The 21,127-nt window shown below is 45.7% G+C and carries 21 protein-coding genes; all 21 read right to left on the bottom strand.

Annotated elements, in window-relative coordinates; all coding sequences use genetic code 11:
• Positions 1-8 precede the first annotated feature (8 nt).
• On the bottom strand, positions 9-938 hold the full coding sequence (gene fliP / locus BCT49_RS17305) for a flagellar type III secretion system pore protein FliP (RefSeq protein ID WP_198595876.1): 930 nt from the start codon (positions 936-938) through the stop codon (positions 9-11).
• On the bottom strand, positions 925-1,383 hold the full coding sequence (fliO, locus tag BCT49_RS17300) for a flagellar biosynthetic protein FliO (RefSeq protein ID WP_102436957.1): 459 nt from the start codon (positions 1,381-1,383) through the stop codon (positions 925-927). Before fliO ends, fliP begins: the two co-directional genes overlap by 14 nt.
• Entirely contained in the window at positions 1,383-1,793 is a 411-nt protein-coding gene (gene fliN / locus BCT49_RS17295; RefSeq protein WP_004739851.1) for a flagellar motor switch protein FliN, read from the bottom strand. Before fliN ends, fliO begins: the two co-directional genes overlap by 1 nt.
• Positions 1,794-1,820: 27 nt before the next feature.
• Positions 1,821-2,864, bottom strand: a complete 1,044-nt coding sequence (fliM, locus tag BCT49_RS17290; RefSeq protein ID WP_017110130.1) for a flagellar motor switch protein FliM — start codon at positions 2,862-2,864, stop codon at positions 1,821-1,823.
• A gap of 7 nt (positions 2,865-2,871) precedes the next feature.
• A complete protein-coding gene (gene fliL / locus BCT49_RS17285) occupies positions 2,872-3,360 on the bottom strand; it encodes a flagellar basal body-associated protein FliL (RefSeq protein ID WP_065104900.1) in 489 nt (162 codons plus the stop codon).
• 53 nt (positions 3,361-3,413) lie between these two features.
• Positions 3,414-5,555, bottom strand: a complete 2,142-nt coding sequence (locus BCT49_RS17280; RefSeq protein WP_102436955.1) for a flagellar hook-length control protein FliK — start codon at positions 5,553-5,555, stop codon at positions 3,414-3,416.
• Between the two features lie 182 nt (positions 5,556-5,737).
• Positions 5,738-6,175 carry a flagellar export protein FliJ gene (gene fliJ / locus BCT49_RS17275; protein ID WP_102436953.1) on the bottom strand — a complete coding sequence of 146 codons (438 nt, stop codon included), beginning with the start codon at positions 6,173-6,175 and terminating at the stop codon, positions 5,738-5,740.
• A 22-nt stretch (positions 6,176-6,197) separates the two neighbouring features.
• Positions 6,198-7,517 carry a flagellar protein export ATPase FliI gene (gene fliI / locus BCT49_RS17270; protein WP_017073202.1) on the bottom strand — a complete coding sequence of 440 codons (1,320 nt, stop codon included), beginning with the start codon at positions 7,515-7,517 and terminating at the stop codon, positions 6,198-6,200.
• Complete coding sequence (gene fliH / locus BCT49_RS17265) at positions 7,517-8,317, bottom strand: flagellar assembly protein FliH (RefSeq protein WP_102436951.1); 801 nt, start codon at positions 8,315-8,317, stop codon at positions 7,517-7,519. Before fliH ends, fliI begins: the two co-directional genes overlap by 1 nt.
• 123 nt (positions 8,318-8,440) lie before the next feature.
• Positions 8,441-9,502: a flagellar motor switch protein FliG gene (fliG, locus tag BCT49_RS17260; protein ID WP_102436949.1), complete on the bottom strand. Its 1,062-nt coding sequence runs from the start codon at positions 9,500-9,502 to the stop codon at positions 8,441-8,443.
• Complete coding sequence (gene fliF / locus BCT49_RS17255) at positions 9,495-11,237, bottom strand: flagellar basal-body MS-ring/collar protein FliF (protein ID WP_102436947.1); 1,743 nt, start codon at positions 11,235-11,237, stop codon at positions 9,495-9,497. Before fliF ends, fliG begins: the two co-directional genes overlap by 8 nt.
• Positions 11,238-11,253: 16 nt before the next feature.
• Positions 11,254-11,565, bottom strand: coding sequence for a flagellar hook-basal body complex protein FliE (gene fliE, locus BCT49_RS17250; protein WP_010439327.1), 312 nt, complete (start codon positions 11,563-11,565; stop codon positions 11,254-11,256).
• Positions 11,566-11,697: 132 nt separating this feature from the next.
• Positions 11,698-13,107, bottom strand: coding sequence for a sigma-54-dependent transcriptional regulator (locus BCT49_RS17245; RefSeq protein ID WP_102436945.1), 1,410 nt, complete (start codon positions 13,105-13,107; stop codon positions 11,698-11,700).
• A gap of 30 nt (positions 13,108-13,137) precedes the next feature.
• Positions 13,138-14,181: a sensor histidine kinase gene (locus tag BCT49_RS17240; RefSeq protein WP_102436943.1), complete on the bottom strand. Its 1,044-nt coding sequence runs from the start codon at positions 14,179-14,181 to the stop codon at positions 13,138-13,140.
• Between the two features lie 185 nt (positions 14,182-14,366).
• Positions 14,367-15,833, bottom strand: a complete 1,467-nt coding sequence (locus BCT49_RS17235) for a sigma-54 dependent transcriptional regulator (RefSeq protein ID WP_102436941.1) — start codon at positions 15,831-15,833, stop codon at positions 14,367-14,369.
• Between the two features lie 228 nt (positions 15,834-16,061).
• Entirely contained in the window at positions 16,062-16,472 is a 411-nt protein-coding gene (gene fliS / locus BCT49_RS17230; RefSeq protein ID WP_017104821.1) for a flagellar export chaperone FliS, read from the bottom strand.
• A gap of 12 nt (positions 16,473-16,484) precedes the next feature.
• On the bottom strand, positions 16,485-16,790 hold the full coding sequence (locus BCT49_RS17225) for a flagellar protein FliT (RefSeq protein ID WP_102436939.1): 306 nt from the start codon (positions 16,788-16,790) through the stop codon (positions 16,485-16,487).
• 3 nt (positions 16,791-16,793) lie between these two features.
• Positions 16,794-18,818 (bottom strand): flagellar filament capping protein FliD, encoded by a 2,025-nt coding sequence (gene fliD / locus BCT49_RS17220; RefSeq protein WP_102436937.1) that lies wholly within the window; start codon positions 18,816-18,818, stop codon positions 16,794-16,796.
• Positions 18,819-18,840: 22 nt separating this feature from the next.
• Complete coding sequence (flaG, locus tag BCT49_RS17215) at positions 18,841-19,266, bottom strand: flagellar protein FlaG (RefSeq protein WP_102436935.1); 426 nt, start codon at positions 19,264-19,266, stop codon at positions 18,841-18,843.
• Positions 19,267-19,347: 81 nt separating this feature from the next.
• Positions 19,348-20,478 (bottom strand): flagellin, encoded by a 1,131-nt coding sequence (locus BCT49_RS17210; protein ID WP_017104817.1) that lies wholly within the window; start codon positions 20,476-20,478, stop codon positions 19,348-19,350.
• A 552-nt stretch (positions 20,479-21,030) separates the two neighbouring features.
• A partial coding sequence (locus tag BCT49_RS17200) for a flagellin (RefSeq protein WP_253804769.1) occupies positions 21,031-21,127 on the bottom strand: 97 nt, incomplete at its 5' end.

Genomic DNA, 21,127 nt, shown 5'->3' with positions numbered 1-21,127 from the left:
TCCCCCAGCTACAAGGCAAAACTGCCGGCGAGTGTGGAGAGTATCAAGTTCCAACCATCAACCAGAACAAACAGCATCAATTTAAATGGCAAGGATACAATCATCGGTGACAGCATCATCATACCCATGGCCATCAGCACCGAGGCAACGACTAAATCAATAATTAGGAACGGCAAGAACAACATGAAGCCGATTTGGAATGCCGTTTTTAACTCTGACGTGATAAACGCAGGGATCAGAACTGCCATTGAAACATCTTCAGGGTTAGTCACTTCCGCGCCCGAGATCTCAACAAAGGTTTCCAGATCTTTGATTCGAGTCTGTTTGAGCATGAAGGATTTAATCGGACCTTGGGCGACATCAAATGCCTGTCGTGCCGATATCTGCTCATTCAAATAAGGTTGAACCGCTTGCTCATTGACCTGATTGATCACCGGAGACATGATGAAGAAAGTCAAAAATATCGCGATACCAATGATGACTTGGTTTGAAGGTGTTTGTTGCAAACCCATCGCCTGACGCAAGATAGACATCACCACCACAATACGAGTGAACGATGTCATCAAAATCACCATCGCTGGCAAGAAGCCAAGCATGGTCATTAAGGCTAAGATTTGTAAATTAATCGAGTAGTCTTCGCCACCGTTAGCATTGGTGGTCATGGTAAAGGCAGGAATACCGCCACCATTGCCCGTTAGACTGCCAGTGGTCATGGTTTGCGATTTGGCTTGGTCTTGCTCCATCGTACTGATGGTGACCGACTCTGAACCAGCCGTATTGGCAGGAATTACGGTGCCATCTTCAGCTTGTGCAAATACCGACACGCTGAAGACTAGAGAGCAGAGGAGAATGAGCGGAACCAACCACACTTTCACCATTCGGAAAACTCCGCTTTGGTAAAAGTAAGATGAGTTCAAAAGTCCGTTACTTGTTTGCATCTTTTTTTATTAGCTGGGAAAGCTGACTTGAGAATGTGCTTTTTTCCAGCATCTCCTGAGTAAGAGGTTTATCAAGCTTAGAGATCAGCTGAATCGATTGGGTAGTGATACCCACTAGATACTGATCCTCACCCGCTTGAACGATAGCAATACGTTCTTTTGTCCCAACCGCTATCTGTCTCACAATGGACAAGCCTTGTTGGTTGGACATTGTTGGCACTTGCATTCTCTTAAGCAGCCAAGCGATAAACAAGATGAAGGCTATAACGAAAATTAGCGACCCAAAGGTGGTCGCTAAATCAAGAGAAGGCGGCGTTGCAGCAAAGGCAAAGGAAGGCATAGAAAATAGGCTGATGCCTAGTATTCCACGAGAACCAGTTATTCCTCGATACATGCCGGTCACTCGTTGAGAAAAAGCTTTCAGCCGTTGAGAAGAAAAGCTCATTAACGTAGCTTCTTGATACGTTCTGTTTGGCTAATCACGTCAGTCAAACGAATACCAAACTTGTCATTCACGACAACCACTTCGCCGTGCGCGATCAAAGTGCCGTTAACCATTACATCCAATGATTCACCAGCAATTCTGTCTAGCTCAACAACCGAACCTTGGTTCAATTGAAGTAAGTTACGAATACTGATCTGAGAGCGACCCACTTCCATTGAAATGGTCACTGGGATATCCATGATGGTATCCAGTTTACGACGCTCATCTTCAGAAATCGGCGACGACGAATCCGTTAGCTCATCCAGTGGCGCCGCGAGAACATCATCAACATCAATTGACGGTGCTGAAGGGTCTTCACCAAGTGCTGCAGCCCATTCGTCTGCTAGCTTTTGATCTTCACTAGGTTCCATTACCAATTCCTATACATTTATATTTTGCTAATCGTTATCATCGCTGTTTTCTAGTTCAGACATCAAGTCTTTACCTAGGAAAGCGAGATCGGTTTTAACCACGTGCGGTCTTTGAATTTTTTCAGAAATCTGTACGGCCAGCTTTTCACCTGAGCGACCCATTTTCACACGATAGGTTGGTAGTTCTTCAACAAACATCGTCGCATGTTCTGGCATATTCATCGGGATAACATCCCCAGGACGAAGTTCCATCAAATCACGCAGCGAGATATCTTGCTCGAGCAAATTGACCCGGAAGTTGACTGGCACATCCATGATTTCATCACGCAGTGCTGAACTCCAACGAACGTCGGTCTCCATCTTGTCTGATTGCACACCCGCATCAAGCAATTCACGAATCGGCTCTACCATTGAGTAAGGCATAACCACGTGGAAATCACCGCCGCCGCCATCAACCTCAATATGGAACGAACTCACAACAATCACTTCTGTTGGGCTGACGATGTTCGCCATGCTTGGGTTCACTTCTGAATCCAAGTATTCAAACTCAACGCCCATCACGGGAGACCAAGCTTCTTTGTAGTCTTCGAATACAATTTTAAGCAGTAGCTGAATAATTCGTCTTTCCGTTGGCGTAAATTCACGACCTTCAATCTTGGCGTGAAAACGTCCATCGCCACCAAAGAAGTTCTCTACCAAGATGAAAACAAGACGAGCTTCCATGGTGATCAGCGCCGTGCCTTTTAGCGGACGGAAACGCACCATGTTTAAACTGGTTGGTACATACAATGTGTTTTGGTACTCACCAAATTTCATCATTTGTACGCCGTTGATCGACACTTCAGCCGTTTTTCGCAACATATTAAACAAACTGATCCGCATATGACGCGCGAAACGCTCATTGATAAGTTCAAGGGTCGGCATTCGACCACGAACGATTCGGTCTTGAGATGAGAAGTCGAAATTAACCGCATTCTCGTTTTCGGACTCTAAGACATCTTCAACTTCTTCAACATCGTCGACACCATGTAATAGCGCATCAATTTCGTCTTGGCTTAATAAATCGGTCACAAATTACCTATTGAATTACGAAGTCAGTGAATAACACTTTTTCAATAACAGGCTGACCCACTGCTTGAGCCAGACTTGCTTTAATATCTTCTGTTGCCTTGTCACGAAGTTCTACTCGCCCTATCGGAGAGCGCAATTGGTCTACCGTTGCAGAGGCAAATGTCGCCAATAACGTACTTTCAACGAGTGGAGAGTGGTATCGAGCAAGGTCTTCATTCTTGCTGCCTCGTACCATAAGCTGCGCTTTGATCTGTACCAGACGATCTTTTTTGTCACCGGTGACATTGAACAAAAAAGGTTGTGGAATATTAACATACATCACAGGTTCAACCGCGACTACAGCGGTAGCAGACTGAGATTTCGATTCAGAGGCATCGTCACTAGAGCCCATAAAAAAGAACACAGCAGCACCGATAGCAAGCAGTAAAACAACGACAGCAATTATGATTATAAGTAGCTTACTTTTCTTTTGACCTGGGGCTTGTTCTGCAAACATATTCTTCTCTAACTTCCTGTTATTTCCACGGACTAACGGATCTAAACCTGATACTAGGCATAATAACTAATTCCATCACGCTTTGATGCGACATTCAATTCAAGATTGCTGCCGTTATCAAGGTTTTCATCACCTTGCCCATCATTTGTGCGGTTAGAGCCTGATTGTTGTTCACCATTGTTATAGCTATCTTGGCTTTGCCCAGAATTCTGTTGTTGTACGGACGAATCGGCCAGTTGCATACCTTGTTGAGCAAGCATCTCTCTCAAGCGAGGCAAAGTCTGCTCTATCACATCTCTGGCTTGTTGATTGCTCACTGTAAAGTGCACGTTCGCCACATCATTATTCATGGTCATGCGAATTTTCATCTGACCCAATTCTGGCGGGTCGAGACGGATGTCCAAGTTCTTAAGGTTCTTAGACATCATCATTTGTACTTTTTCTGCCACTTGCTCGTTGGCCAGTTCTTTAGTGAGCTGCAAAGGCGCCTGTTGAGCCGCTTGAATTTCAGCTCGTGTTGGAGCCAAACCTGTCGTTGCAGTACCCTGAACACCCGCGGCAGACGCTATCTGCTGAGCCAAGGTCGAATCTTTGGAGTCTTCTTTAGCACCCGCTTTTCCAAGACCAGACAATGCGGCCGTGCCAGCGCCAGCTTTGAGCAACATATCCGTTGAACCCGCTTTCGTTGCTGCTACTGGTGCATTCATTGCCAGGCTTTGCGCCGTTAGACTCGGGTCTAAGGCTGCTTGTTGTGCAGAAGCGGCATTACCTTGCTGAGCTGCCAACTGCTGAGCTGCGGCCTGTTGAGCCGCGTGTGCATTATTGGTATGTAACATTGTTGCCTTGTCTGCCACAGCATTAGTTGCAGCTTGAGATGACATCTGTGATGTCGCTTGTTGGGCTGCCGTCGCGACAGCCGCTGTTGATGCCACTGCAGCTAACGCTTTGGCTTCAGCAGAATCCGTATTATCCCAATCAATCGCGGCTGCTTGACCTGATGTACCGTTCAAGTCCGGAGCTTGACTTAACAGAGCGTTTGCTTGCTGTTGAACATTAGTCAGTTGCTGGTTCAATACTTCGAGGTTAGACGTCGCTTTGGCCAGAGCGGTTTGCTCATCAACCGACAACTTAGCGCCGCTTTGTTGCTTTTGAAGCAGACCATCGACGATTGACTGTTCTGAGTCGATTTGCCCATTCAATTGGTTCAACGCTTTGGTATGAGCCTCAACCTGCTTTGCAAGCTCAATATCTGCTGGAGAGATGGCTTGAGCTTGAACAGCCGCAACATCACTGGCCGCATTTTTTTGGCTCAGCTCTCTGCTCATACTCGCTTCTATTTGCTCGGGGGTAACGCCTTTGTCCATCAATTGACGAATTTCATCATCTGTCAGTTGAGAAACGCCTTTACCACCGGTAAGCACTGCGATTTCAGAATCGACGTCCAAGCCACTCTCTTGTTTTGCGACATTAGCTTGTTGTACCGCTTCGCCTGTAGCAGAACCCCCTGCAGCAGAAGCACCCGCGATATGACCTTGAGCTTGGTCTACCTTAACTTGGTTTATTTCAGTTTGCTGAGGCAAGCCTTTGCCGTTCGGTGTCTGATTAAGCGTTTTATTTGCCTCATCCAACTGACCAAGTAACTTATTACCCTCACTCATCGCAGCATTCGCTTGAGATGCACCTTGAGGTTGCTCCCCTTTGGCTAGTGACTTCTCGGTGAGTGTATTGTCATCGCTTGGATTCGATGGGCTTGTGCCTTTCAATGTCGGTTCTTGTTCAGACGCTTGTTCAGCAGCCATTTTTTCAGTGACTGCTTTTTCATTAGAAAATTTTTCAGCCTCCAACTTTGCAGAAGCTTGCTTGGTTTGAGTTTCACTTACAGCGTCTGTGCTCTTAGGTTCGCTACCATCGCCTTTAGTCACCTCAGAAGACGCTTCACTTTCTGCTGAACTCGATTTAGCCGATGCACTGTCATCACTCGAAGTAGAGGCTTGCTTACCGTCAGATTTAGAGGCGCTGTCAGCATCTTTTGTTGTTGCTTTGCTGCCACTTTCTTCAAAGCCGAGCGCTTCTTTGAAAGACTCAAAGAAACCTTTTGAGTCGCCGGTTTCTTCTACCTTTGGAGAGGCAGAGCCGGTGTCCAACAATGATGACGTTTTGTTGGTCGCTGAATTTGAGGAAAGACTAACATTCATATATACAAGCTCTATCTACTAGCTTTGCTGCCACAAACTAGGCAACAAAAAGAAAGTCGGGCGTTTTTCATACCGTTGTAGGGCATAACACGCAATTTTATATAAAACGGAGCAAGAAACATGCCTATAAGTTTCGATTTTACAATCTGCCAAACAATACCTGTATCGCTTCTGGCTTAGGATCACATCTTCTTTCGGCCATACATCAGAGTCGAGAACTCATCCATTTTTTTTTGTTCTCTTTGGTCTTGCAGTTTGGCTTTCTCTTTCTGCTTTTTCTCCATCAACCACTCGTAGGATTTACGCTTTTTACGTAGTTCCATCCAATAGTCTTGGCAGTTATCGACCTGATTTTTGAAGTGGTGTTCCGCTTCTCTTTGCTTGGAAAGCGTTTCGTCAAGCTGAGTCAGGAAACGATTCAAGTGACCATATTGGCTGGCTGTAAGCCCCGCTTTACCTCGGTCGACCAATTGTTGGCAATAATCCAGTCGGTACTTTTCAATCTGCGAGACCTGATCGTAGTAACCTTGCAACTCAGAATTCGCTTTGTTTAGCGCCAATACTGCTTGGTTCTCTTGGTCTTTCGCTTGATCGAGAAGAAATTCTAACGCGTTATCCATGATTGACCTTATTCAACACAGCTTAGCCGCCTAACACATGCTTCAACATGTTTACGCACATGTCATAGGGAACCGTTTCTTTCATTTTCTGTTGTAAATACTCGTCCAATCTCGGTTTCAAGGTGAAGGCACTGTCAATCGCAGGATCAGTCCCCGGTTTATAGGCACCAATCGACACCAAGTCTTGGTTCTTACGACAGATAGACAGTACTTGGCGCACCGCTTTCGACATCAAAACATGCTCTTCAGTGGTGATTTGAGGCATAACACGACTGACCGACTTCTCTACATCAATTGCAGGGTAATGACCCGCATCGGCCATCTCGCGGGACAATACAATGTGTCCATCCAAAATCGCTCGCGACGCATCGGCAATCGGATCTTGTAAGTCATCACCTTCAGTTAGAACCGTAAAGAAAGCGGTGATCGAACCTTGTTCATCGTTGCCGTTACCCGCCCTTTCCACCAGCGCAGGAAGCTTGGCAAATACCGATGGCGGATAACCTTTAGTAGCCGGTGGCTCGCCAACCGACAGAGCAATCTCACGTTGTGCTTGAGCAAAACGGGTCAGTGAATCCATCAACAGCAGAACATCTAAGCCTTGGTCTCGGAAATACTCGGCAACAGCCAACGCAGTCTGACAGCCTTTCAAACGCATTAATGGCGATGAATCCGCAGGAGCGGCGACAACAACCGAACGTTTACGACCATCTTCGCCAAGGATCTCTTCAATAAATTCTTTTACTTCGCGTCCACGTTCACCAATCAAACCCACGACAACCACTTGCGCCGTTGTACCTCGAGTCATCATGCCAAGCGTGACCGATTTACCAACACCGGAACCCGCAAACAGGCCAATACGTTGACCTTTACCCACCGTGAGCAAACCATTGATGGCCTTCAAGCCGACATCAAGCGGCTCAGAGATAGGTTTACGAGCTAAAGGGTTGATGGGTTCTGCGTTAAATGAAGCGCGTTGCTCGGTATAGATTGGACCTAGCCCATCAAGCGGGTTACCGACACCATCGATCACACGGCCAAGCAGTTCCATCCCGACAGGAATGCCGCTTTCAGAGGTCACAGGAGTAACACGTGCACCCGGTAAGATCCCCGTGATTTGCTCACTCGGCATCAAAAATAGATTATCACCGGAGAAGCCAACCACTTCAGCTTCCATCTGACCAGACATGGTTTCAACCAAGCACAAGCTGCCGATGGGTGCTTTACAGCCAGTCGCCTCTAGCGTTAAGCCGACCACACGCACCAACTTACCTGAGGCAATCGGTCGTGATTTCAGCCCTTCGACTTTGTATTGGCTTAGGCGATTCGCGAGTTCAAGCATTACTCATGACCTTGATGACGATTGGCGCCACAGAAGTTTTGAATCACGTTTTTCACGCGATCTTCCATGCGGTAGTTAACGCTCGACTCACCAGCTTCGATTTGTACATCACCACGGTTGAGTGCAGGCTCCGAAACCAAAGTCCAATTCCGACATTCCAGCTCAGATTCGCCATGTGCAGAACGGATGATTGCGACATCTTCAGGGTTAAGTTTTAAAGTGATTGCGTGGCCAGAGATCGGCAATGACTCGACCGATTCTTTCACAGTATCTAATATGATTTGCGGGTTGGTTTGAACTTCCACATGAACAACTTCTTTAACCATGGTTAACACCATGTCGACCAATTGCTTCTCTACCTGAGCATTCATTAACTCTAATGGCTGTGCGAATTGGTTAGCAAGCCCCATGAAAACAGCGACTTGTTGTTGAATGTATTCTTGCCCAGCAGTAACACCTTCAAGCTTACCGGCTTCATTGCCTTCGGTATGACCTGCAACAAACCCTTCTTCTTTGCCTTTTTCGTAGCCCTGCTTAAATCCAGCTTCTTGCCCTTGGTGAAGGCCTTCCTGATAAGCACCCTGCTTGATCAGTTCAATCTGCTCTTCAGTCAGAACAAGCTCTTCATCTTCAATGGCTTCTTCAACTGTAGGCATCCAGCTAGGGTCGTAATTAAACGCCGTCTCTTTAGCATTTTTACTCACGTCAGAAGTGTAATCAGGGAGCCCCCATTTTTGAGGCTGGGCAACCGTATTATCTTCATCGGGACGAAGGAAGCCGCGTTTTCTATCACCTGACATATCAGTACCTATCTATGTGTGAGTCAAACTACTATTTAAATTCAGAGAGTTAGACTTAAATAATCGGGATTTCGAGATTGGATAAAGAAAAGCCCCAACACTGTGGGGCTTTGAGATTTCGTCTTAGAGGAACTCGTCGGCACCGCCAGATAGCATAATCTCGCCACTGTCTGCCATTTTCCTCGCAATACCCAAGATCTCTTTCTGAGCCGCTTCCACTTCAGAGACTTTCACTGGCGGCATCGCCTCAATATCGTCTCTCATCATATCTGCAGCACGTTTAGACATGTTCTTGAAGATCTTCTCACGTAGACCTTCGTCGGCACCCTTAAGTGCTTTCTGAAGAATATCTTGTGGAACATCACGCAACAATCGTTGAACGCCTTGGTCATCAACTTCGATAAGGTTTTCAAAGACAAACATAAGATCTTGAATCTGAGTTGCCATGTCTTCGTCTTGATCTCGGATTTGATCCATCAAGACACCTTCGACGTTGTTATCCATGTAGTTCATGATTTCAGCCGCAGCTTTCAGGCCACCAATTTTGGCTGCTTGAGCACCAGCTTGACCCGCAAACTGTTTCTCCATGATTTCGTTCAGTTCAGCAAGCGCCGAAGGTTGAACTTCTTCAAGGTTAGCAATACGCATCATTAAGTCTAGACGTACACGTTCAGGGAACTGAGACAAGATCTCGGCTGACTGATCGGCTTCTAGGTAAGACAATACAATGGTTTGAATCTGAGGGTGCTCGTTGATGATGATACTTGCCACCTGACGAGGATCCATCCACTTAAGAGAATCCAAGCCTTTCGAACCGGTACCCAGAAGGATCTGGTCAACAAGGTTATTCGCCTTATCTTCACCCAGAGCAGCCACCAATGCGTTACGCATGAAGTCTTCACTGCCCATACCGATATTGGTGTACTTCTGAATATCATCTAAGAAAGCACGGTGCACTGCGCCGACTTTCTCTTGTGACAAGTCCGTGGCACGCGCCATCGCACTACCCACACGTTGCACTTGCTTAGGCTCTAAGTGACGAATAATACCGGCCGCGTCTTCTTCATTGAGACTCAATAACAAGATCGCTGCGCGTTCATCACCCGATATAGAGTCGATGTCCACATTAGCGACATCAAGCACTTCACCGCCTTCAGCTTGTTGTGGAACAATTTCGTTAGCCATCTGCCATCCAATTCTTAACTACTTGAGCTGCTAGCTCTGGTTCATTCGCTACAAGAGCACGTACTGCTTTCAGCACATCTTCGTCTTTATGAAGGTTAGGTAAATCAATACTCGAACCGAATTCGAACAACTCACCACCTTCAATATCGCCACCAATTAGGCTGGTTTCGCCATCGGCGCCGATTGGCATGCCATCAGGGCCATACATCTGATCATCATTGTCTGCGGCTGGGTTAAGCAATTTCTTCATTGCTGGGCGAACCAGAACCAACACCACCACAATAATAACCAACGCACTTGCAAACCAACGAACCCAATCGTTGAAGTTTGGATGTTCCCAAATAGGTACATCAGCTACGATATCGGTCACTTGAGGCGCAAACTGCATACTCAATACATTAAGTAGGTCACCACGAGTCTCATCAAAACCTACGGTACCAATAAGAACCTGACGAATAGCATTAATTTCACTAACAGGGATTGGCGTGTGTACCACTTCACCTGTATCTGGATTCAATGACTGGCGATCTTTGATTGCGACAGAAACTGTTTGGCGATTCACAGTGCCGCTCTGCTTACGCTCATGGCTGATGGTGGTATCCAGCTCGAAGTTTCGAGTCGCTTCTTTGTGAACCGAGCCCTGCCCTGTCAAAGTACCGTCTTTCATCTGGGCAACATCTTGAGGGATAGAAGCATCGGCAGGTGGTTGATTGCTCAAAGCACCCGGAATACCTGCCACAGTATTGCCGTTGTTGTAATCTTCTAGCGTGTATTCACTTCGTGTTGCTGGAGTATTCGGGTCAAAACGCTTTCTTGTTTGCTCTACCGCGCTAAAGTCGAGTTGAATATCAACCTGAGCGGTGTAGTTACCAAAACCAAGAATAGGGATAAGAATAGAGTCAATTTTCTCACGCAACGCTTGCTCTTGGTTACGTTCTAATTCGTGCTCTTTACGACGAGCCGTAGACATCGGGTCTTGAGAGCCTGAACTCAGAAGTCGACCGTGTTGGTCGGTCACAGTAATACGCGAGGTCTTCATCCCCGGTACGGCACTGGCCACCATATCGACAACAGAATCCACTTCTTGTTGTTTTAGGTTGGCACCGGTTTTCACCGTTAGGAATACAGAAGCGGACGCTTCCTGATTGTGTCGAACAAACACACTTTGCTTTGGCAAGGCCAGTAAAACCTGCGCTTTACGCACTTGTTTCATCTGTTCAATGGCTTTCGCAAGCTGTCTTTCACGACTTAATTTAAGGCGTTCTTGTTCTAAGCGTTGTGATACACCAAAGCCCATGTCTTGCATGAGGATGTCATCACCTGCGTTTCTCTCTTGATTCAATCCCGCTCGTACCATATTAAGCTTCAGCGAGTTGTACTCACTAGCAGGTACTGAAATGGTGTTGCCATCAAGAGAATACTCGATCTTCTGTTGATCTAAGTAATCAAGAACTGGGATCAATTCTTCTGTTTCATAAGCCCCTAATGGACGCATTTCTGGCTCTTTTACCCAGAAAAACAGCATCACAATAAGCGCAACACAGATAGAGATCGAAAGGACTAAGACGACCTGACGAAGTAAATCAAGATCACCTACGGCCATATCGAACTTCGATGAACTGCGTTCACCTAGATCGGGATTTTGCCCTTCTCCGTCTAGCTCTGAACCGGCAATAAGTGCGTGGTCGTTGCTATCGCTTACGGCTAAATCTGTTGTTTGACTATTTTCTGCCACTATTCAACTACCTAACTTATACCGGCATATTCATAAGCTCTTTGTACGACTCGACCAATTTATTTCTAATTTGGATCGTCGCCTCAAAAGCCACACTAGATTTATTCCGAGCGATCATCACATCGGATAGAGACACACTCTGGTCGCCGCTATCAAAGCGAGCTTGAAGATCGCCAGAGGTCTTTTGTAGTGAGTTCACATTATTGATGGCTTGCGTCAACATGTTGCCAAAGTCTGCACCAACCGCTTGCCCCGTTGCAGCAGGACGCGCGCTAGCAGCTTCAACCATCATTGCCTGCATTTCGCCTTGTAAACCATCTATTCTCATCTACTACCTCAGGAGTCAAAATTATGACTATCTATTTAGCTGTATTATTGACAAAGCAATTAGCGTGCCACACATTAATTTGACTAGACATCGTACTACAACAGTCAGAAAGCTGGCACCACTAATCTAACCTCAGTTTGGGATATCTATTCCAGCATCACGCATTTTTGCCAACTTATAACGCAGCGTACGGGGACTAATCCCTAACTTTTCGGCCATATCTTTGCGTCGACCATTACAAGCAATCAGTGTTTCAAGAATAATCGCATACTCTTGATCTCGAAGTTCATTTCCAAGCCCTTCACTGCTTGCCACAACTTTACTGATAGGATTCGCTTCAGCAATAGGCTTAATTTCAGGCGCTGCAACACTGTTTCCTTCAACAATTTGTTGTAGGCCTGTAGCGTCTTGCCAATCAACACCTTCAAGTAAGATATGCTCACCAGAAATATTTTCTTGCTCACTCAGAATTAGCGCGCGCTGCACAACATTATCCAGTTCACGCACATTACCCGGCCACGGATAATTGACGAGTTTACTGATGGCTTGCTCAGACAGAGCAGGAACAGGCATTCCAAGTTTGGTGCAATGACGCTCCACCAAATGCTTCGCAAGCGGCTCAATATCGCCTTTACGTTCACACAGGGCTGGCCAAGTAATTGGGAATACATTCAGTCGGTAGTATAAATCTTCACGGAAATTCCCTTCAGAAACATACTGTTTTAGATCGCGGTTACTGGTTGCCAGAACGCGGACGTCCAGTTTGATGCTCTTGCGGCTGCCAAGACGTTCAACTTCACGCTCTTGCAACACACGCAGCAATTTCGCTTGTAGGCTAAGATCCATTTCACTGATCTCATCCAACAAAATAGTACCGCCCTGCGCTTGCTCAAATTTACCCGGGCAAGCTTGAATAGCGCCAGTAAATGCGCCTTTGTCGTAGCCAAACAGGGTCGCTTCCAACATGTTATCTGGAATCGCAGCGCAGTTAATCGCAACAAACGGACCGTCTTTGCGGCTCGAAGCGTTATGAATATAGCGAGACATAACCTCTTTACCAGAACCACTTGGCCCTAGCACTATCACGTTGGCATCGGTTTTAGCCACCTTGTCGGCCAACATCATTAGCTTGATGCTTTTCTCATCGGCAACAATGGCATCGCCATTATCATCCGATTTCACGGGAGCGTAACGGCTCACCATATTGAGCAAAACTTCAGGCGCAAATGGCTTTGCCATGTAATCAATAGCGCCTTCTTTCATGGCCGCTACCGCATCTTCAATGTTGGCGTAAGCCGTCATCAATAAAACCGGAAGGTTTGGCCAATGCTGCTTGATGTTTCTTAGCAGAGCTAAACCGCCCATACCTGCCATCTGTACATCAGAGACAACGATATCAACGGAGTTCGATTTCAATTTTACCAGAGCATCTTCCGCACAATCCGCTTCCAGCCATTCATAGCCAGCAAGCGCGAGTGTATCGACAAGGGCTTCGCGTAGACCTTCATCATCTTCGACGATTAACACTTTGCTTTGAGCCATAGAATTCTCCAGTGTAAATTCAGTTAAAATTTATTCATTTTCAGAAGAAGTGCTTCTCTCTAACGGCAAACACATTGTAAAACAGGCGCCGTCGCCTTCTTCTGATATTAATTCCAATCGGCCTTCATGCGCTCGACAGACCATTTGCACAACCGCTAGCCCCAAACCTGTACCTTGCGAACGAGTGGTAAAGAAGGGTTCCATAATTTTACCTTGAAGCTCTTTCGGTACGCCGGGGCCACTGTCTTGTACTGATATCTTAAGCTCGCCGTTTACGGGCCTAAAGAACACATCAATCTGCGATTCCTTGCCAGCAATTTGCACTGCGTTCAAAACTAGGTTGCTCAGAGCAGAAGCTATCGCATTAGCATTGCCAAACATCTGAGTCTCTTCGCCTTCCACTTCCTGGCAATAATCAATCTGGTTCGATTTTAATGCCGCTTCCACCATTGGGTGAAATTCAGTGATCAGTTCAGCGACGGTAAACGGCTTCACAACCTTGTTGTCGCCGCCTTTGGCAAACAACAGCATGTCATTCACTTGCTTCTCTAAGTCATGCAATCTATCCATAAGCTTAGATTGAAAACGTGTCTTTGTTGCCGGCGGTAAGTTTGGCGCGGCAAGGTTTGATGCATACAGCATCGCGCTAGAAAGCGGCGTGCGCACCTGATGCGCCAACGAGGCCACCATTCGACCTAACGACGACAAACGCTGAAGATCACTCACGCGAGACTGTAGAAGACGAGTTTCCGTCAGGTCGGTAATCAAGATAAGCTGACCCGTGGTAGAAGCTGAAATCGCCAAACGAACCTTACGCCCGTTCTTCAGTGAGATCTCATGTCCATCATCGTCTTTTGGGTCAAAGGCACTTTGAATGACCGAAAACCACTTCTCACCCACCAGCTCCACACCTAAAATTCGGTGCGCTTCTGGGTTCGCTTCTCTTACTTCACCATGAGTATCTAACAAGATGACACCTGCTGGCATCACATCAAGCACTTGCTTGTAGCGCTCAACCTGCTGTTCAACTGAATCTAGGTGTGACTGATTTTCTGATTCGTTAGATCCGTGCATGTCAAAAATTTGCCTCAAATACTAAAACAGCCTGACACGTAAAACACGCGTCAGGCTATTTGCTATATTTATCACATAGTTAAGCAAGCAACAACTCGACTATGTCCTCTCTATTCTCTCAATCAAAACGACGTTTTAACTCAACATCCGTCTTAATTTGATATCGCTTAACGCGAATCTGATCTCTAGCGCTGTAGATTATACTTACGCATTTTTTCAACCAGAGTTGTTCTGCGCATTCCAAGCATATCAGCAGCACGAGCAACGATTCCACCCTGAGCTTCCAAGGCTTGATTGATCATGTTCACTTCCATATCCGCGAGAAGCTCTTTCAAGTTTACCCCTTCAGGAGGCAACTCTTGAGGCGCATTGGCGTTATCAGCAAGTTCGTCTTGTTGGTCAAAACTGAAATCTTCTGAGAACAGGTCAGCTAATGCATCACGCTCTTGCTCTTCTTCTGATACAAAGCTATTAAATTCTGGTTGGAATTCAGGAATATCACTGTATCGATATTTTGTTGGCAGGTGATTAACGTCGACCAAACTGTTTGGATAGAGGATAACCATACGCTCAACTAGGTTTGCTAGCTCACGAACGTTGCCAGGCCATTCATGCTCCATTAATGAGTTAATCGCACGAGGCGTGAAACAAATAGGCATGCTGCCTTCTGCTTCCATTCTCGTCATCAACTCTTGCAGTAAAAGAGGCACATCTTCTTTACGGTCTTGTAGAGCCGGCATTTCAATCGGGAACACATTCAGTCGGTAATACAGATCTTCACGGAAAGAATCGTCGTCGATCATGTCTTCAAGATTGCGGTGTGTTGCCGCGATCACGCGAACATCAACTTGAATCGTGTTGTTACCACCTACGCGTTCAAAGCATCGCTCTTGTAATACACGCAGTAGCTTAACTTGCATTGCCATTGGCATATCGCCAATTTCATCAAGAAACAGAGTACCGCCTTCAGCCAATTCAAAGCGGCCTTTACGTGCAGTGATCGCACCGGTAAACGCGCCTTTCTCATGACCAAACAGCTCACTTTCCAATAAGTCTGGCGGAATCGCGCCACAGTTCACAGGTACGAAAGGCCCGCTACGACGCTTAGAATGGTAGTGAATATTACGCGCTACCACTTCTTTGCCCGTGCCCGATTCACCAAGAATCAGTACGTTCGCGTCCGTTGAAGAAACTTGTTCAATTAAGTGGCGAACTTCTTGAATGCCAGCACTTTGCCCAACGAGGCTACGAAACAGTGTGTTCTTACGTGCTGAAGAGACGACTTGAACACCTTTACGACCTAAGAAGTCTTTACAGTGTCTTAATGCATCACTTAATTGAGGGTAGTTAAGGGGCAGCTCTAATTCACCAACAAAGTTGGGAAGTTCATCGACCGAATGATTATGCTTGCCAATAACAAGCAATGGGATGTGATTTGCGTGAACGAGCTTTTCATTGAGTAAAGCGTTGAAGCCTTTACCTTTAATTGAGCCAATAATGCAGCCTGACCACTGTAGTGACCACTCCACTTTACGTGCTTGTTCCGAGCTGATTACTTCGCAGCTCTCTCCTACAAACTCTAATATTGTGCTTAAATTGTGACGATCTTGAGCATTATCATCGACGACAAGCAGTTTTGCCAAACCATGCATAAGTAGGAATTATTGCCTTTATTTTGGTGCGATGCGGAAAAACGGTGAGCAACGTAATCTATAAAACAGAAGAATATATCAATGATTATGTTTTACGTGGACAAATTAAGGAAATCAGCAACGAAAAAAGCCATTAGGCTATCTAATGGCTTCTATTTTATTTGATTAAAAAAATAAGGCAACCAACCAATTAACGTAAGTGTCGTTAGTTGAAAGGATTGTTTTTCTTTAAATACCTACGTCAGCAGACGTCAAGTTGTGATATTCGTTCGGAATTTGGTCCCAAGCGCTCTTAATTTCGCGGATAATATCGATAACATCATCAATTGGCTGTGGGTCATTTTTGTGATTTGCCGCAGAAATTTGCGTGATCATGAACTCATAAAGTTGATCTAGGTTTTTCGCAATATCACCACCATCGGCCATAGAAAGGCAACTACGTAGGCTAATAATGATATCTAGAGCCTTACCAAGACGCTCACCTTTCACCGGAATGTTGCCTGCTTGCATTGCCGCTTTGCCTTGAATCAAGCGTTCAATTGCACCCGCCATCAACATTTGTACAATCTTATGGGGTGAGGCAGCTGTTAGCTGACTATCCACTGATACCTTTTTATATGCCTGTAAAGAACCGCGCATAGTAAACCTCTTCTATAAAAACTTTTTGTATTGTTGAACTGATTTAGCGCCGTGACGGTACTTGTGTAGGGTCTTACCTACTCGACTCGTCTCAGACTGCATCAATTCGACCAATTTTCTGGTTCTGGTAATGGCTTCAAACCATTCAGAACTTTGCTTAACGTCGGGGTGTGAGTCGATGAATTGAAGCACGTTTTGCAATAACTGTTCTCTGTTATCGACAAGCTGCGTTATTTCTTCAGCATTAATTTCACTAAATTCGAGCTTAGAGATAATTAATTGATCTAGTTCACAAAGCTCTTGAAGCTGGCTATTCATCGATTAGCCCAACGCATTCATCATACTGCCCAGCTGAGATTGCATTTTGCTGGTCGCATCTTGCATCGCGGTAAACTTGGAGTGCGTGCGGTTTTGTAAGCTATCCATGCGGCGATCAAGCGCGCTTTGATCATCAACCAAGCGATAATTCTGTTCGACCAAGCTCTTTTCCCGCGTACGAATAGACCCCGTAATACCGGTGATGCCTTGAATCGCATCTTCCACTTTTTTGGCGAAACCATTGTTACCACCAAAAAACTCACCCAACTTATCGAAGTTGTTGTTGAGTTGACGATCAAGCATGTCGTAGTTGATTTCTAACGAGCCTTGCCTTGTGGTCGTGATACCAAACTCAGTCAATGATTTGAGGTTATCTGGCGCGCCCTCAATGCTCGACGAGAAAACGCCTTTCAGTCTAGAGTCTGCATTACGTACCGTACTGTCACCAGAGAGTGGGCCCTTTTGGCCTGTTGTTGGATCAACACCCGCTAGGTCTTTCGACACTTGGTAGAACTGGTTATAAGAGCTCACAAAGGATTCGATATCTTGGCGTACACTATTACGGTCGTACTCAACACCGATTTCTGCCGGCGGCTTATCTTTCGGGGTTTTTCCTTTAACCGTAATATCGATACCTTCAACGGCATCTTCAATCACATTGTTGTTACTAGAAAGCTGAGCTACGCCGTCCAAAACCACCATTGAATCTTGGCCAGCTTGAACTTCCGTCATGCCGCTATAAGTATCAAACGATTGCTGTGCTTGAGCCAGATCGGCTTGTACTTTGTCGACTTTTTCCAATTGCTCACGCTCTTCTGGCGATAGCTTAGAGCGTTCGATGGTTTTAGCTTGTTCAGCGGTCAATTCGCCTTTTTCTACTTTTTCAGCCAGCTCAGTTTTTTCTTGAGCGATTTTCTCTTCGATACGCGCTTGTTCGGCTTCTAATTTCTGCTGTGCTTCTTTTGGTGTGACGTATGAGTCCGTCAAGGTACCTGATGCTGCATTTGACCAACCCGGCACATCGGGTGCTTTCTCTATCGCTTTTTCATCAAGCTCAAGTTCAGGTGAGTAATAAGAGTCTAGGAGCGTACCAGAGGCCGTCTCACTCCAACCTGGAATATTGTCTTCAGGCATGACCGACTTTGCAGCTTGGGCAGCGTCTAGGGCAGCTTGACCGTCAGCTGCGGCTTGTTCGCCGTAGCTCAGGCTTTGGGAGCCTTCGTCAGCGGCTGAAGAATCTGTTTGAGTTGCCGGAATGATGTTTCCGTTTTCATCGAGTGTTTCACTCGCATTTGGATCATCGTTAGTGATTGCGTCATCGATAAGTTCGACCGCTTGCCCTGCCGGTGTTAGCGCAAGGAGCTCTTGAGCCGCAAGGCGAGCTTTCTCTAGCGATTTAACACGCTCTTCAAGCGTTCTGTATTCGAGTTTTTTTAAGGGATTTGCAGAGTCGGACTCTACATTGATATTGATCTGTTGATCAGAACCAGACTGATTGGAAGCAACGATAAGTCGCGGGCCTTCTACATCATTAATGATGGAAGCGCGAACGCCTGGGTTTTTATCTGCGCCGTTAATTCCGCGAACAACCTCGATCAGTTTCGATCTGTCGCTAACTTGTACGCCAAAGCTCTGATCACCTAATGAAATCTGCAGCTTGCCTGGACCAAATTTCATGTCTTCTGACAATACATCAGAAGCCACTTTATGGCTTTGGGCAAGCTGCAACACATCGACGGCATATTTGCCAGCGATCGCTTCGGTAGTCGCTGTTGCAGAAACCAGACCTTCATCGGTACTTTCGACTGTTCTCACAGCGAAAGCTTTCTCCTGACGAAAGTTTGTCATCAGGTTTTTCATCGAATCGAGAGATTCTCTGAGTCTTCCATAGGCACTAATGCTGGTGTCGATTCGCGTTCGTTCATTGTCGATTCGTTGCTGTTTAGGCACACGCTCAGAATCAACAATTTTGCTGACCATGGAATTGATATCCATGCCAGACGAAATCCCCATTGGGCCAAAACTCATTAAACCACCTCAATAATACGACTTAAACCTTCACCTCAAATATTCGACTATTTGAGTTTTGGGCTGCTAGGCGTCTTAGAATTTCAAGCATTTCTTCATCAGGAATCTGACGAATAATATCGCCAGTTGTGGTCTCATAAATGGTAACCACATCTCTCCCCGATTCTTCATCGACTTTAAAGGCAACACCTTTATTTAGAGAAGAAATGAACTCGTTCACCTTCTCTACCATCTTGACTCGCTCCTCATCATTCAGCTCTTGTCTAACTTGAGCCAATTGAATTGCCGCTTCGGTAGCCTCTTCTTTCGATTTCTCTACCTTGCCATAGGATGTTGCTTCTTTCAGTCGAGAAACACTCGACGCACTACTACCTTCATCGCTTGCAAATTTAATGCCATTAGGTGAGCCATAAGGCTGGATGTTCGATGCGTTGGATGGTATTTCCATAACAGTCTCCCTCCCTCCTTTGTGAGCCATACAGTAAAACTCTACCCGAAGTAGAGTTTACCGCTACTTACCGAGGTAAGTTTAGCCCAATAAGCTTAGAGCTGCTGATGGTGATTGTTTTGCTTGAGCTAGGATAGAAGTACTCGCCTGTTGTAGGATTTGAGACTTCGTCATTGCTGTCGTTTCTTTCGCGTAATCAGTATCTTTGATACGGCTCTTAGATGCATTAACGTTTTCGTTGATGTTATCTAAGTTACTGATTGCGTGGTCAAAACGGTTTTGGAAAGCACCAAGAGAAGCACGGTTACTATCAACAGATTTTAGTGCGCCATCAATGATAGATACCGCTTCGTTTGCACCAGCAACAGAAGTTACATCGATATCGTTAACAGTCACGTCTTTAGCTGCACCAATACCCAGTTCACCAGCAAGGCTGCCGCCGAACTCAACATCACCATCAACTTTTTGGCTTGAAGCGAAAAGTTGCAGTTTGCCGCCTTCACCAACAGACGCTTTAACGTCTTGGCTTTGACCGTTGATGTAAGTTGCTAGCTCTTCCATATCGTTGCCTTCCTTCGCAGAAATAGACAACTCTTGTGCTTCACCAAACTTATCGTTGTATTTGATAGTCAGATCAGAACCTGCAGCAACACGCCATGAAGCATCTTTACCTTCAGTAACACCGTAGCTTTTGCCACCCATGTCTTGAGTGTCGGTACGCATGTTGTTCATCGTTAGCATTACTGCTTCACCAGAATCAGCACCGATTTGGAAAGATTGGCTACCGTAAGTACCGTTAAGAAGCTTGTTACCACCAAAAGAGGTCGTTTCAGCGATACGGTTAAGTTCAGTGTTTAGAGCAGAAACTTCTTCTTGGATCGCAACACGTTCAGATTTGCTGTTTGAACCATTTGAAGATTGAAGAGAAAGGTCACGCATACGTTGCAGAATGTTGGTTGACTCATTCATTGCACCTTCAGCTGTCTGTGCAATAGAGATACCGTCATTCGCGTTTTTCACAGCCATATCTAGGCCACGGCTTTGCGACGTTAAGCGGTTAGAGATTTGTAGGCCTGCAGCATCATCTTTTGCGCTATTGATTTTATAGCCAGAAGACAAACGCTCCATTGATTTTTGAGTACCTTCAGCCGCGCTATTTAGGTAGCGCTGAGCCGTCATTGCAGACACATTAGTGCTTACATTAATCGCCATAGTTGATCTCCTTTAGGCATTTTTTAATGCACTTATGTGACTCTCACCTCACACAAATACATGTCAATTTTGTTTATGCACCAGTGTCTCTCTCACCTTACATTGGTACATATCATTTCTCTCAATCCCTTTAACGGCCCCTTAAGTAGAAGCTTTAATAAAAAATGTGCTTTTTTTCGTATTCTTTTCAACAACAAAGAAAAGTGTGATCGGGCTTCAATTAATAGAGCGACATTCGCTAAAGTTCCCTGTTTGCTTAGATTAATGAGCATGGTATTGAATATAAAAGCCAAAAGAGATCCCTGATATCTCGTTCTACTCGATTCTGGGATGACGAAAGACTGCTTCGATGTAGTAAGCGAGGGAATCTCGTTTTTGCTTCTGCTTACCAACATTGCACTTTTCCAAATATACCTTCGCCAAATCGCAGGCAATAAAAAACCCAGCCGAAGCTGGGTCTGTTTAGCGCTCATCTCTCACCACGAGCTAATTTGTGGAGGCCTAACGTTAACGACGGTGATCAACATATAGTCAACGTGGCCTTTCAATCGATTAACCTAGTAGGCTAAGTGCCGAGTTCGGTGCTTGCTTCGCTTGAGCAAGAATCGAGCTTGAAGCTTGAGAAAGGATCTGAGACTTAGTCATCTGA

The sequence above is a fragment of the Vibrio lentus genome (assembly GCF_002875945.1).
GTDB lineage: Bacteria > Pseudomonadota > Gammaproteobacteria > Enterobacterales > Vibrionaceae > Vibrio > Vibrio apostichopi.
The sequence above is the reverse complement of the archived record's forward strand: the minus strand, read 5'-3'. Positions and strand labels throughout refer to the sequence as shown.